This is a genomic window from Rhizobium sp. PAMB 3174, assembly GCF_052908375.1.
The window spans coordinates 2,176,174-2,189,296 of sequence record NZ_CM128608.1 but is presented as its reverse complement, the minus strand read 5'-3'; the positions used below and the strand labels follow the sequence as shown (position 1 = coordinate 2,189,296).

General features: G+C 62.2%; 11 protein-coding genes. 6 read left to right on the top strand and 5 right to left on the bottom strand.

Annotated elements, in window-relative coordinates:
* The first annotated feature begins 244 nt into the window (after window positions 1-244).
* Window positions 245-2,491, top strand: coding sequence for a DNA topoisomerase IV subunit A (gene parC / locus ACU5AY_RS10450; protein WP_446826154.1), 2,247 nt, complete (start codon window positions 245-247; stop codon window positions 2,489-2,491).
* Window positions 2,492-2,539: 48 nt separating this feature from the next.
* Here the strand turns inward: parC and ACU5AY_RS10445 are convergent, their stop codons facing one another.
* From ACU5AY_RS10445 to hemB, 4 genes are all read right to left on the bottom strand, one after another.
* Window positions 2,540-3,322 carry an arginyltransferase gene (locus ACU5AY_RS10445; RefSeq protein WP_446826153.1) on the bottom strand — a complete coding sequence of 261 codons (783 nt, stop codon included), beginning with the start codon at window positions 3,320-3,322 and terminating at the stop codon, window positions 2,540-2,542.
* A 30-nt stretch (window positions 3,323-3,352) separates the two neighbouring features.
* Window positions 3,353-5,179: an SLC13 family permease gene (locus ACU5AY_RS10440; protein ID WP_446826152.1), complete on the bottom strand. Its 1,827-nt coding sequence runs from the start codon at window positions 5,177-5,179 to the stop codon at window positions 3,353-3,355.
* Window positions 5,180-5,393: 214 nt separating this feature from the next.
* Window positions 5,394-5,852: an RDD family protein gene (locus ACU5AY_RS10435; RefSeq protein ID WP_446824653.1), complete on the bottom strand. Its 459-nt coding sequence runs from the start codon at window positions 5,850-5,852 to the stop codon at window positions 5,394-5,396.
* Window positions 5,853-5,929: 77 nt separating this feature from the next.
* Window positions 5,930-6,943 (bottom strand): porphobilinogen synthase, encoded by a 1,014-nt coding sequence (gene hemB, locus ACU5AY_RS10430; RefSeq protein ID WP_446826151.1) that lies wholly within the window; start codon window positions 6,941-6,943, stop codon window positions 5,930-5,932.
* 120 nt (window positions 6,944-7,063) lie between these two features.
* On the opposite strand from hemB, the gene ACU5AY_RS10425 reads away from it, so the two are divergent.
* The 3 genes from ACU5AY_RS10425 (at window position 7,064) to ACU5AY_RS10415 (ending at window position 9,771) form a co-directional block, all read left to right on the top strand.
* Window positions 7,064-7,501 (top strand): DUF6163 family protein, encoded by a 438-nt coding sequence (locus ACU5AY_RS10425; protein WP_446826150.1) that lies wholly within the window; start codon window positions 7,064-7,066, stop codon window positions 7,499-7,501.
* A gap of 128 nt (window positions 7,502-7,629) precedes the next feature.
* Complete coding sequence (gene ldtR / locus ACU5AY_RS10420) at window positions 7,630-8,145, top strand: transcriptional regulator LdtR (protein ID WP_446824650.1); 516 nt, start codon at window positions 7,630-7,632, stop codon at window positions 8,143-8,145.
* 300 nt (window positions 8,146-8,445) lie between these two features.
* Complete coding sequence (locus tag ACU5AY_RS10415) at window positions 8,446-9,771, top strand: L,D-transpeptidase family protein (protein ID WP_446824649.1); 1,326 nt, start codon at window positions 8,446-8,448, stop codon at window positions 9,769-9,771.
* 85 nt (window positions 9,772-9,856) lie between these two features.
* On the opposite strand, the gene ACU5AY_RS10410 is transcribed toward ACU5AY_RS10415, so the two are convergent.
* Window positions 9,857-11,140: a glycosyltransferase gene (locus ACU5AY_RS10410; RefSeq protein ID WP_446826149.1), complete on the bottom strand. Its 1,284-nt coding sequence runs from the start codon at window positions 11,138-11,140 to the stop codon at window positions 9,857-9,859.
* A 207-nt stretch (window positions 11,141-11,347) separates the two neighbouring features.
* On the opposite strand from ACU5AY_RS10410, the gene glyA reads away from it, so the two are divergent.
* Together glyA and nrdR are read left to right on the top strand one after the other, a co-directional pair.
* Window positions 11,348-12,637, top strand: coding sequence for a serine hydroxymethyltransferase (glyA, locus tag ACU5AY_RS10405; protein ID WP_446826148.1), 1,290 nt, complete (start codon window positions 11,348-11,350; stop codon window positions 12,635-12,637).
* Window positions 12,638-12,646: 9 nt separating this feature from the next.
* Window positions 12,647-13,123, top strand: a complete 477-nt coding sequence (gene nrdR / locus ACU5AY_RS10400; protein ID WP_446824646.1) for a transcriptional regulator NrdR — start codon at window positions 12,647-12,649, stop codon at window positions 13,121-13,123.

The window sequence follows — 13,123 nt, the reverse complement described above, 5'->3', positions numbered from 1 at the left end:
CCCAGAATAGAATAGTGTACAGGAACAGTATTGTCCGTCCCGTCATCTGCGATATACGCGATCAGATGCAAACCAGTATGTCACCAATGAATACGGCGCAATAGCGGCGGGCAGGGCGTTGGCGGGCGGGTTTAACGAAGCCTTAAACGGCGCGAAAATCGGGCCGGGGCGCTGAACACCTTAATCCACAGGGGATTGCGCCGCCTTTCTTGCTCCTGCTGCCGATCCCGGATAGTCAGGAAACATGGGGAAATCGCTTGTACCGCCGGGTGACGGCGGCGATCACATTCAGCCGGTCGATTTGAAGGCGGCGCTCGAGGAGCGCTACCTCGCTTATGCCTTGTCGACCATCATGCACCGTGCGCTGCCGGATGTGCGCGACGGACTGAAACCGGTCCACCGCCGCATCGTCCATGCGATGAGCGAAATGGGCGTCCGGCCCAATTCGGCCTACAAGAAATGCGCCCGTATCGTCGGCGACGTCATGGGTAAGTTCCACCCGCATGGCGACGCCTCGATCTACGATGCGCTTGTGCGCCTGTCGCAGGATTTCGCGATCCGCTATCCGCTGGTCGACGGCCAGGGCAACTTCGGCAACATCGACGGCGATGGCGCAGCGGCAATGCGTTACACCGAAGCGCGCATGACGGAAGTCGCCGCACTTCTGCTGCAGGGCATCAACGAGGATGCCGTCGACCTGCGCCCGACCTACAACGAGGAAGACGAGGAGCCGGTCGTTCTGCCGGGCGCCTTCCCGAACCTGCTGGCGAATGGCGCTTCCGGCATCGCCGTCGGCATGGCCACCTCGATCCCGCCGCACAACGCGCACGAGATCTGCGACGCGGCGCTGCACCTGATCAGGCATCCGGACGCCACGATCGAGAAGCTGGTCGAGTTCATGCCCGGCCCGGACCTGCCGACCGGCGGCATCATTATCGAGAGCCGCGAAAGCATCATCGAATCCTACAAGACCGGCCGCGGCGGCTTCCGCGTTCGCGCCAAGTGGGAGACGGAAGATCTCGGCCGCGGCGGCTTCCAGATCATCGTCACCGAGATTCCCTATCAGGTGCAGAAGTCGCGCCTGATCGAGAAGGTCGCCGAACTGCTGATCGCCCGCAAGCTGCCGCTCTTGGAAGACATCCGTGACGAATCGGCCGAAGACGTCCGCATCGTGCTGGTGCCGAAGAGCCGCACCGTCGATCCCGTCCTCCTGATGGAATCGCTGTTCAAGCTCACCGACCTCGAAAGCCGCATCTCGCTCAACATGAACGTGTTGTCGATGGGCAAGGTGCCCAAGGTGATGGCGCTGAACGACGTGCTGCTGGAGTGGCTGGCGCATCGCCGCGACGTGCTCATCCGCCGCTCGCGCTTCCGCCTTGCCGCCATCGAGCGCCGCCTGGAAATCCTCGGCGGTCTGCTGGTCGCTTACCTCAACATTGACGAGGTGATCCGCATCATCCGCGAGGAGGACGAGCCCAAGCAGGTGATGATGGAGCGCTTCTCCATCTCCGACATCCAGGCCGAAGCCATCCTCAACATGCGCCTGCGCTCCTTGCGCAAGCTCGAGGAATTCGAGATCCGCAAGGAGCACGACGAACTGTCGACCGAAAAGGCCGGCATCGAAGCCTTGCTCGCCTCCGACGAGAAGCAGTGGCAGACCGTTGCCTGGGAGATCGGCGAGGTCAAGAAGACCTATGCCAAGGCGACCCCGCTCGGACGCCGCCGCACCCAGTTTGCCGACGCGCCGGACGCCGACGACGAGGCGATCCACCAGGCGATGATCGAGAAGGAACCGATCACCGTCGTCATTTCGGAAAAGGGCTGGATCCGCGCCCTGAAGGGCCACATGTCCGACGTCTCGTCGCTGACCTTCAAGGAAGGCGACAAGATGGGCGTGTTCTTCAACGCCCAGACGACCGACAAGATCCTGATGATTACCACCGGCGGCAAGGCCTACACGCTCGGCGCCGACAAGCTGCCGGGCGGCCGTGGTCACGGCGAGCCCTTGCGCCTGATGGTGGACATGGAGGCTGGCCACGACATGCTGACGGCCTTCGTCCACGATCCGGAGCGCAAGCGACTGATGGTCTCGACTGCCGGCAACGGCTTCGTCGTTGCCGAAAGCGACATGATCGCCAACACCCGCAAGGGCAGGCAGATCATGAACGTCTCTCTGCCGGACGAAACACGGCTTGCCGCCGAGGTGAAGGGCGATCACGTCGCCGTCGTCGGCGAGAACCGCAAGATGCTCGTCTTCCCGCTCGTCCAGATACCTGAGATGTCGCGCGGCAAGGGCGTCCGCCTGCAGCGCTACAAGGACGGCGGCGTGTCCGACGTCCGCTGCTTCGCGATGGAGGAGGGGTTGACCTGGGACGACAGCGCCGGCCGCACCTTTGTGCGCAAGCGCGAGGAACTGGCCGAATGGCTCGGCGACCGGGCTACCGCCGGACGGCTTGTGCCCAAGGGTTTCCCGCGTTCGGGCAAGTTCTGACTGGCGTGAGGGCGCGCGCCGGCTAGGATCTGGACAATGGCCTGAGGCTCATTCCTGGCTATCGTCCAGTTCTTCCCCGGCTTCCGCCTCATACCGCTGCCAGCCCTTCGGCATCAGGTGCTCCTGCGGCTGGAAGCGGGTCTTGTAATGCATTTTCTTCGAACCGTTGACCCAGTATCCGAGATAGACATGCGGCAGGCCCATCGCCTTGGTGCGGCGGATATGGTCGAGGATCATCAGCGAGCCGAGCGAGCGGCGGTCCAGTTCCGGGTTGAAGAAGGAATAGACCATCGACAGTCCGTCGCACATGACGTCGGTGAGCGCCGCGGCGATCAGCTCGCCCTTCTTCTCCCCACCCAAGCCGTGGCCGGGCTCGCGGATCCGGTATTCGATCAGCCGGGTCGTCACATGCGTGTCCTCGACCATGATCGCGTAGTCGAGCGAGGACATGTCCGACATGCCACCCTTCTGGTGGCGATCGTCGAGATAGCGGCGGAAGAGCGAATATTGTTCGGGTGTCGGCTGCGGCGGCAGTTCGGTCGCCACCACGTCCTTGTTGGCGGCAAGGATGCGTTTCATCGAGCGGGTCGGCTTGAATTCGTCGGCGAGAATGCGCACGGAGACGCAGGCCCGACAGGTTTCGCAGGCCGGGCGATAGGCGATGTTCTGCGACCGGCGGAAGCCACCCTGCGTCAGAAGGTCATTCAGCTCGGACGCGCGTGGACCGACGAGATGCGTGAAGACCTTGCGCTCCATTTCGCGCGGCAGATAGGGGCAGGAGGCTGGTGCTGTCAGGTAGAACTGCGGGGAGGTCGCGACTCGTGTGTTCATCTGAGGCTTGCGGATCCTTGGTTTCGAAGATCAGAAACCATAATACCATGGCGCAACTATTGAAAACGTCAACCAAATGATGATGACGAGCGGCGTGCCGGCCTTGATGAACTCCGCGAAGCTGTAATGACCGGGGCCCATGACCAGCAGGTTCGTCTGGTAGCCGATGGGCGTGGCGAACGAGCAGTTGGCGGCAAAAATCACAGCCATAGCAAAGGCTTCGCGCGAAACGCCGACCTTGTTGGCGATGTCGAGCGCGATCGGCATGAAGAGTGCCGCAACCGCATTGTTGGACAGCACGTTGGTCATCACCGACATCAGCAGGAAGAGCACCGACAGGATCATCGCCGGCGGTGCGCCGTCCATCATCGACACGGTTTCGGTGGCGATCAGGTGTGCGCCGCCGGTTGATTCCAATGCGGTCGCCATGGCGATGGAGGTGCCGATCAGCAGAAAGATCTGCTTGTCGAAGGCGCGACTCGCCTGATTGATCGTCAGGCAGCCGGTGGCGATCATCAGCACGGCGCCGGCAATGGCGTTGACGACGATCGGCGACACGTCGAAGGCGGAAAGCAGCACGATGCCGGCAAAGATCAGCGCCGCCAGGATCGCCTTCTGCCGCTGCGGCACGGCTTCCGCGGAGTGTTCGAGCAGCAGGATGTCGTGGTTGCCGCGCATCGATTCGATTGCTTCCAGCGGTCCGCCGAGCAGCAGCGTGTCGCCGGCCTCGAGACGGACTTCGGAAAGCGCCGTCCGCGCCATGCGGCTCTTGCGTTGCACGCCGAAGACGGCGACGCCGAACTGCGGCTGCAGGCCGGAAAGCTGGATGGTGCGTCCCTCGAAGCGCGAGCCGGGTGCGATCACCGCCTCGACCAGATGATAGTCGGCGGCAGGCGGCGCCGGGTCGGCCAGCGCTTCGCCGGGAACATTGGTGTGCTCCAGCGCCGGGCCCTTTTCGCCCTTGGCGATCGCCTCCATGAAGGCCTTGCGGGTGCCGGTGACGATCAGCTTGTCGCCGGGTTCGAGGATGACGCCGTCATAGGGCGGCAGGATCGGCACGTCGCGGCGAAGCAGGAGGCGCGGCGTCAGGTTCTTGATTTCGGGAAAGAAGCCGGCTTTCGACTGCATGCCGGCAAAGCGGTGGCCGCTGGTAATCACGATCTCGCCGAGGAATTGCGCGCCGCTCATCGTCTGCTGCGTCGATTGCGAGGGCCGTTCCTTCAGAAGCTTCGGCAGGAGAAAGAGCACATAGATCGAGCCGACCAGCGCCAGGATCAGGCCGATCGGGCTCATGTCGAACATGCGGATGTCGAGTTGGTACTTCGAGGCGATTCCGGCGGCGATCATGTTCGTCGACGAGCCGATCAGCGTCGTCATGCCGCCGAGGATCGTGATGAAGGAGAGCGGCATGAAGACCTTGGCCGACGGCACCTTCTGTTTCGCCGCGATGAAGGCGAGGATCGGAATGAAGATCACCACCACCGGCGTGTTGTTGAGGAAGGCGCTGGTGAAGCCGGTGACGCAGAGAATGATGATGACGGTGCGCCAGGGCTTGTTGCCGCCGAGCTGTCCGAGGAAGCGGGCAGGGGCTTCCAGCGCGTCGGTGGCAAAGAGGCCCTGGCCGATGATCAGCAGCGCAATGACCGTCGCCAATGCCGGATTGCCGAAACCCTCGAGAAGCGCGTTGACGCTGAAGATGCCGCCGCCCTCCATCGGCATGGGAAAGAGGCCGAAGGTGATCAGCAGCGCAGCCAGAGTGCCGAGCGAGACGGCTTCGATGGAGAAGCGGTCCGAGGCGAATGCGATGATGGTGGCGGCAATGATAAGAAACGTAATGATAATATGAAAATCAGCCATTCAAGCTTTCCGCCAAAGTCCCCGTACGGTGTCCTGATGCCGAATGTGAATGCCCCGGTATCTGCGAAGATGTTTAATGTCGAGCCACGCGCCGCGACAGACTATCCGTTTCCGCCGGCGCGGCAAATGGAAAATTCTTTTTCAAAAATGACGAAAGCCGCCCGATTAAGATCGGACGGCTGACGGTTCTGGATGCGATGGAGGAAGGCCCGCGTCAGTCGGTGCGCATGACGACGGTGCCAAGAAGCAGGTCGTGCAGCAGGCGGCCGCGCTCTGTGAAGAGACCGGCGAGCAGAATGAGTGGCGTCAGTACCGAGTTGAAGATCCAGAACAGCACCAGATGCACCAGCGCGGTCAGGAAATCGATGCGGCGGCCGTCGACGCGCACCATGCGGGTGTTCATCGCCCGCATGCCGAGCGAGGCCTGCGACGGTCCCGACAGCGTCATGCCGAAATAAAGGCCGGCGACGACGAAGAACAGCACCGGATACAGGAAGAAGCCGAGCCCCAGGGTCACGACGCCGATGAAGGCGACGATGACGGCTGCCGGAATGCAGAGCAAGAGCACGATCAGGTAATCGAGCAGGAATGCCAGCACACGGCGGCTCAGGATGCCGCTATAGGCTTGCCACTCGTCGCGCGGGCCATAGGGTTGAACTTCGGGCAGTGCCATTTTCGTCTCCAGACAATCGTTCTTGCATTTATTTGGGAACGATCCCTCGCGACTGCAAGTTCCGCCGCGCCCGTCCGTTATCCCTTCGACAGGATTTTGGCCACGTCGACCGCGAAGTAGGACAATATTCCGTCGCAGCCGGCGCGCTTGAAGCACAGCAGCGTCTCCAGCATCATGCGCTCGCCGTCGATCCAGCCATTGGCGGCGGCCGCCTTGATCATCGAATATTCGCCCGAGACCTGGTAGGCGAAGACCGGCAGGCCGAAAGCCTCCTTCATGCGCCAACAGATGTCGAGATAGGGAAGACCGGGCTTGACCATCAGCATGTCGGCGCCTTCCTCGACGTCGAGCGCGGCGTCGCGGATCGCTTCCGTCCCGTTGGCCGGGTCGATGTAGTAGCTCTTCTTGTCGCCCTTCAGCAGGCCGCCCGTCGAAATCGCCTCGCGGTAGGGACCGTAGCAGCCGGAGGCGAACTTCGTCGCATAGGACATGATGCCGACATTCTGGTGGCCGGCGGCGTCAAGCGCGCGGCGGATGGCGCCGATGCGCCCGTCCATCATTTCAGAGGGCGCGATGATGTCCGAGCCCGCATCGGCCTGCATCACGGCGGCGCGGGCGACGAGGTCCACCGTCTCGTCGTTGACGATCTCGTTGCCGCGCAGGATGCCGTCATGGCCATGGCTGGTGAACGGATCGAGCGCCACGTCGGTGATTACGCCGATGTTGGGCACATGCTTCTTGAATGCGGCGGTCGCCTGGTTCAAGAGGTTGTTGGCCTCGAGAATGTTCGAGCCGGTCTGGTCGCGCAGCTCCATCTCGATGTTCGGGAAGGTGGCGACCGCCGGGATCCCGAGGTCGGCGGCTTCCTTGACCGCTTCGACGGCGACATCGACGCTCATGCGGTTGACGCCGGGCATCGCCGGGATCGGATCCAGGATGTTGCTGCCGGGAACGAGGAAGATCGGCCAGATGAGGTCGTCCACCGTCAGCCGGTTTTCCTGCACCAGGCGGCGCGTCCAGTCCGCCTTGCGATTGCGACGCATGCGGCGGTGGCCGGTGATGTCATCGACGATGTGGGTCTTGTCCGTCATCTTATCTCGTCCGTTGTGCTTTAGTATTCCGGTTCATTATCACGGGCAAAACCAGAAAAGAACCGCGTGGGGAAGGGGAGGCGATAGGCATGATGCCGCATTATCCATTATCGTTCGGCCATGTATTCTGATTCTCATCCCAAGGCGCAGTCCACGCTCACGCAGCGGCTCTTCCTTCTCTTTCTGAGAATGATCGCCATTGCCTGCTTCTGGTTCGGCCTGCAGTACTGGGCGATGCTCGTCGGCTTTTCCCTCGACGGACGCGGCCGCTTCGATCTCCTGTCCGTGCCGTGGCGCACGGCGGCAAGCGCGCTAGCCGTCCTGTTTCCGATCGCGTCGCTGGGCCTGTGGGTGAATGTCTCCTGGGGGGCGGTGGTCTGGGTTCTGGCCGCCGGCTGCCAGATGCTGATGTACAGTCTCTGGGCCTCGTCATTTGGCTCGAATTGGATCATCTTTCCCATGCACGCGACAGTCGTCGTGCTTTACTGCCTCTTCCGGTTCCTGATCTGGCGCGAGCAGGGCAAAGAGGGCAGGGATGTAACGGTTGATTCACCCTGAAACGCACTCGGCTTTTGGTAAGAGCCTGTTAAGCCTGCGTTTTAAGTAGAATTTTATGTGTATTCGATAGGGTCTCACTCAAGGCGGGAAGAACCATACACCGCCAAACAAAACAGTGAGGCAGTATCATGAACACCAATCTTCAGACCAAATCTGTCGGCCACGCCGATGCGAATGCCGAAGACGCAATCCGTGACCTCTACATGGAATCCCTGCACCTGGTCGAGCGGCTGCACCGCCGTCTCCTCGACGTCATCAAGGACGAGTTCGACCGTCAGGGCCGCAGCGATGTCAACGCCGTTCAGGCGCTGCTGCTCTTCAATATCGGCAACTCCGAACTGACCGCCGGCGAGCTGCGCTCGCGGGGCTACTACCTCGGCTCGAACGTCTCCTACAACGTCAAGAAGCTGGTCGACCTCGGCTTCATCAACCACCAGCGCTCGCGTGTCGACCGCCGTTCGGTCCGCATTAGCCTGACGGACAAGGGCCAGGAGATCGCCGAAGTGGTCGGCAAGCTCTACGAGCGCCATATCGGCTCGATCCAGAAGGTCGGCGGCATCGGCGAAGACGAATTCGGCCAGATGAACCGTCTCCTGCAGCGCCTTGACCGCTTCTGGAACGACTCGATCGCCTACCGCATGTAATCTGTGGCTCGCAGGCCTGTAATGAAAGCCGGGGGACACCCCGGCTTTTCGTATTTTGGTGCTGCTACCTGACCGCGCATGCCCGCTGACAGACACGAAACGGCCATATTGCCGTGTGAAACAGCGGACGAAAGTTTCCCCACGCGAAATTGACGAGATGCATTCGTCGCTTATTTCCGGATAAGGGTGGCCAATCGCCGCCCATCGGGGTAGAAAATGCGCATGAAAATCCGCTTCGGGAGCATGCCGCGGCGGTCCGACCGAACAGCCACACGCGAATGATTTGAAGAGCAACATCTGATGTCGAGAAAAATTTCCAATCCCTTCTCCCGCCGCGCGTTCCTGGGCACTGCCGCAAGTATCGGCGCGCTGGCAGCCTCCGGCAGGGCCAACGCCCAGTCGGTGCTCGACAGCCTGATCAACGCACCGGAGCGCGGCAACTGGGACGATCAGTTCGACGGCAACTCTTCCCGCCAGGCCGTGGCGGTCGTCTCCAACAATCCGGTGCTCGGCCCGTCCTCCGTCGCCAACATCACGCAGGCGATTTCCGACTACCAGATGATCGTTGCCAATGGCGGCTGGCCGATGGTGGATGGCAGCCAGAAGCTGCGCCTCGGCGCGGTCGATCCGTCCGTGCGCAACCTGCGCCAGCGGCTGATCGTTGCCGGCGACCTGGCGCAATCGGCCGGCGTTTCGGATTCCTATGACAGCTACGTCGATGGCGCGGTCAAGCGCTTCCAGGGCCGTCACGGTCTGCCGGAAGACGGCGTTCTCGGCGAATACACGCTTAAGGCGATGAACATCACCGCCGATGTCCGCCTGGCGCAGCTCAACACCAACCTCAAGCGTCTGCAGGACATGTCGCCGGATCTCGGCCGGCGCTATGTCATGGTCAACATTCCGGCCGCCTATATCGAGGCCGTCGAGGACGATCGCGTCGCCCTGCGCAACACGGCGATCGTCGGGCGCATCAGCCGCCCGACACCGATTCTCGATTCCAAGATCTACGAAGTGATCCTCAATCCCTACTGGACGTCGCCGCGCTCGATCATCCAGAAGGACATCATGCCGCTGATGCGCAAGGATCCGGAATACCTGGCGAAGAACAACATCCGTCTGTTCGACGCCAAGGGCGCCGAAGTCGATCCGTCGACGGTCGACTGGAATGCCGAGAAGGCTCCGAACCTGATGTTCCGCCAGGACCCGGGGGCCAACAACGCCATGGCCTCGACGAAGATCAACTTCCACAATCCCTATGCGGTCTACATGCACGACACGCCGCAGCAGGGCCTGTTCAACAAGCTGATGCGCTTCGAATCCTCGGGTTGCGTGCGCGTCCAGAACGTTCGCGACCTCATCACCTGGCTTTTGCGCGACACGCCGGGCTGGTCCCGACAGCAGATCGAGGCGGTCATCCAGAGCCGCCAGAACAATCCGATCGAGCTTTCGCAGGAAGTACCGGTCCACTTCGTCTACATCACCGCATGGTCCGCCAAGGACCGCGTCGTGCAGTTCCGCGACGACATCTACAAAATGGACGGCGCCAACGAACTGGCGCTCAACACGACCGCCGGCATCGAGCAGATCTCCGGCTCGGTCGAGGACGATCAGGTGCCGCAGCAGTAAGGCTGCGGTTCCGGTTCAACGCCGATTTGAAAGAGGGCAGGCTTCAGCAAGGGGCCTGCCTTTTCGCTGTCCGCAACCGCTAATGTCAGGAGGGGAGGGGGTCGGCCGCCTTCTCTGCATCGGCAAGCGTTGCCGCCAGGATGTCGACGATCTCGAAGACGGCGCGGTTTTCCGGAATGTTATCCCGGATATTGGCCTTGTAGCTGTCGAGATTGTCGAGCAGCCGTTCGGTCGCCTCGGTGATGCCGCGCCGGAAGCTGGTCACGACGATGCCTATGCCGTTGTCGTCCACCCAATTCGGATTGGGCTTTTCCTGCGGCATCGTGTGGGTGTTCTTCTCGACGATCACGGGCAGCCCCATGTGCACCGCCTCGCTGATGCTGCCGGGGCCGGGCTTGCCGATGAAGAAGTCGGCGAGGCGCATATAGTCGGCGACGTTGGAGACGAAGCCGACGGCATGGCAGCGCGGCCGGTCGGAGAGCGCTTCGAGCAGCTTGCCGTTCTTGCCGCAAAGCACGATCGCCTGGATCTTCCGCCTCGATTGCGAGAACTGGTCGAGAATCGCCTCCGTTGCCTTCGACGAGCCGTTGCCGCCGAACATGATGAGCGCGGTAGGAAGATCGGGATCGAGGCCGAGCGACTGGCGCGACAGTCCGCTGTCCTGAGGTTCCTCGTAGAAGGAGCCCTTCAGGATCATGCCGGAGACGAGGTGTATGCGTTGTCTGGCGTAGTAGCCGGTCGACATGGCCTGCTCGAAGGCCTTTTTCGTGCCGCAGACCATGATCTGGTCCTGGTCTTCCATCCAGAAATGCGGCGGGCAGTCGACCATGTCGGTCATCACGGTGAGATAGGGCACATGGCTGTGCACCTTGCGCAGCGCCGCAAACATCACCCGGTTGAAATTCGGAATGACGGAGACGACGAGATCGGGGCGGGGCGTGCCGGCATTGCTCCAGCGGGCGGCAAGCAGTCGCTCGATGTCGTTCGACTGCCGGCGGATGAACGCCTGCAGGACCGGCAGGATGGTGCCCATGCCACGGGTCGCGCCGCGTTTCAGCGCATTGTTGTAGATGTCCTGCGCCTGCCAGGGCTCCATGGTGATGCGCGGCGCGACGGGTGTGAGAAGCTTAGACAGCGAACCGGTTACCGCCCGCGTCAGCCGGTGCACCGGATCGATCGGTTCGAGCAGCTTCTGCAGGTCGACCGGTATGACGGTCCACTCCGGATGGGTGTCCGCGATCAGGCGGCTGAGCGCAGTCATCGCGTTGCGATGGCCGCCGCCGGCATCGAAATAGAAGATTTCGACGACCTTGGGCGATGCTGTGGCAGTCTCGATCAAATTCGCGCCCTCATCATGACTGGTGCGCATAATTGAGGTTTTCCTTTGCCAGTCAAGGGCGTGGCTTGGTTGCTCCGGGTGCGTTTCGACGCATGCGGGGCGGACGGGTGACGCAAACGGGCGCATGCGGGGCGGATTGATGCGCAAATATCACGGCCTGTATTGCTCTTGCCCGGTCCGGGCGGTAATACGCCATTCGCCTACTTCAGTTTCAGGCCACAGCAGGAGCCACCCACGATGACCGCATCAGAAGCCTTCTTCACCCGTACGCTTGCCGAAACCGATCCGGATATCTTTGGCGCGATTGAGAAGGAGCTGGGCCGCCAGCGTCACGAGATCGAACTGATCGCCTCCGAGAACATCGTCTCGCGCGCCGTCCTGGAAGCGCAGGGCTCGATCATGACCAACAAATATGCCGAAGGCTATCCGGGCAAGCGCTATTACGGCGGCTGCCAGTTTGTCGACATCGCCGAGGAACTGGCGATCGAGCGCGCCAAGAAGCTCTTTGGCGTCGAATATGCCAACGTTCAGCCGAACTCCGGTTCGCAGATGAACCAGGCCGTGTTCCTGGCGCTGCTGCAGCCGGGCGACACGTTCATGGGCCTCGACCTCAATTCGGGTGGCCACCTGACGCACGGTTCCCCGGTCAACATGTCCGGCAAGTGGTTCAACGTCGTTTCCTACGGCGTGCGCGAAGGCGACAACCTGCTCGACATGGATGAAGTGGAAGCCAAGGCCAAGGAAAGCAAGCCGAAGCTGATCATCGCTGGCGGCACCGCTTATTCCCGCATCTGGGATTGGAAGCGCTTCCGCGAGATCGCGGATTCGGTCGGCGCCTACCTGATGGTCGACATGGCCCACATCGCCGGCCTCGTTGCCGGTGGCGTGCATCCGTCGCCGTTCCCGCATTGCCATGTCGCGACCACCACGACCCACAAGTCGCTGCGTGGCCCGCGCGGCGGCATGATCCTGACCAACGACGAGTCGATCGCCAAGAAGATCAACTCGGCCGTGTTCCCCGGCCTGCAGGGCGGCCCGCTGATGCATGTGATCGCCGCCAAGGCCGTCGCCTTCGGTGAGGCGCTGCAGCCGGAATTCAAGGACTACGCTGCTCAGGTCGTCAAGAACGCCAAGACGCTTTCCGACACCCTGATCGCAGGCGGCGTCGACGTCGTCTCCGGCGGCACGGACAACCACCTGATGCTGGTTGACCTGCGCAAGAAGAACGCGACCGGCAAGCGTGCCGAAGCAGCCCTTGGTCGCGCCTACATCACCTGCAACAAGAACGGCATCCCCTTCGATCCGGAAAAGCCCTTCGTCACCTCCGGTGTCCGCCTCGGCACACCGGCTGGCACGACCCGCGGCTTCAAGGAAGCCGAGTTCCGCGAAATCGGCAACCTGATCATCGAAGTGCTGGATGGCCTGAAGGTCGCCAACTCCGACGAAGGCAATGCTGCCGTCGAGGAAGCGGTGCGCGGCAAGGTCGTCAGCCTGACCGGCCGTTTCCCGATGTACCCCTACATGTAAGGAGCGAGGATGCGCTGTCCCTTCTGCGGATCGCTCGACACGCAAGTCAAGGACTCCCGTCCGGCGGAGGATGGCACTGCCATCCGCCGCCGGCGCATATGCCCGGATTGCGCCGGACGCTTCACCACCTTCGAGCGCGTCCAGCTGCGTGAACTGACGGTTCTGAAGAAGACCGGCCGCAAGGTGCCGTTCGACCGTTCCAAGCTGGTCCGCTCCTTCGAGATCGCGCTGCGCAAGCGCCCTGTCGACGAGGAAAGGATCGAGCGCGCCGTATCCGGCATCGTCCGGCGGCTGGAAAGCTCGGGCGAGGTCGAGATCCCCTCCGAGCAGATCGGCCTGCAGGTGCTGGAAGCGCTGAAGGCGCTGGATGACGTTGCCTTCGTGCGCTACGCGTCCGTCTACCGCGACTTCTCGCATGCGGAGGATTTCGAGAAGGTGATCGAAGAGATCAACGCCAAGATCGGCCGCGATCACGCGCTGGATTGA

What these genes read in the sequence shown, in the direction of transcription:
- parC (WP_446826154.1), top strand. Translation starts at nt 245, where the DNA reads ATGGGGAAATCGCTTGTACCGCCGGGTGACGGCGGCGATCACATTCAG.
- ACU5AY_RS10445 (WP_446826153.1), bottom strand. Translation starts at nt 3,322, where the DNA reads ATGAACACACGAGTCGCGACCTCCCCGCAGTTCTACCTGACAGCACCA.
- ACU5AY_RS10440 (WP_446826152.1), bottom strand. Translation starts at nt 5,179, where the DNA reads ATGGCTGATTTTCATATTATCATTACGTTTCTTATCATTGCCGCCACC.
- ACU5AY_RS10435 (WP_446824653.1), bottom strand. Translation starts at nt 5,852, where the DNA reads ATGGCACTGCCCGAAGTTCAACCCTATGGCCCGCGCGACGAGTGGCAA.
- hemB (WP_446826151.1), bottom strand. Translation starts at nt 6,943, where the DNA reads ATGACGGACAAGACCCACATCGTCGATGACATCACCGGCCACCGCCGC.
- ACU5AY_RS10425 (WP_446826150.1), top strand. Translation starts at nt 7,064, where the DNA reads ATGTATTCTGATTCTCATCCCAAGGCGCAGTCCACGCTCACGCAGCGG.
- ldtR (WP_446824650.1), top strand. Translation starts at nt 7,630, where the DNA reads ATGAACACCAATCTTCAGACCAAATCTGTCGGCCACGCCGATGCGAAT.
- ACU5AY_RS10415 (WP_446824649.1), top strand. Translation starts at nt 8,446, where the DNA reads ATGTCGAGAAAAATTTCCAATCCCTTCTCCCGCCGCGCGTTCCTGGGC.
- ACU5AY_RS10410 (WP_446826149.1), bottom strand. Translation starts at nt 11,140, where the DNA reads ATGCGCACCAGTCATGATGAGGGCGCGAATTTGATCGAGACTGCCACA.
- glyA (WP_446826148.1), top strand. Translation starts at nt 11,348, where the DNA reads ATGACCGCATCAGAAGCCTTCTTCACCCGTACGCTTGCCGAAACCGAT.
- nrdR (WP_446824646.1), top strand. Translation starts at nt 12,647, where the DNA reads ATGCGCTGTCCCTTCTGCGGATCGCTCGACACGCAAGTCAAGGACTCC.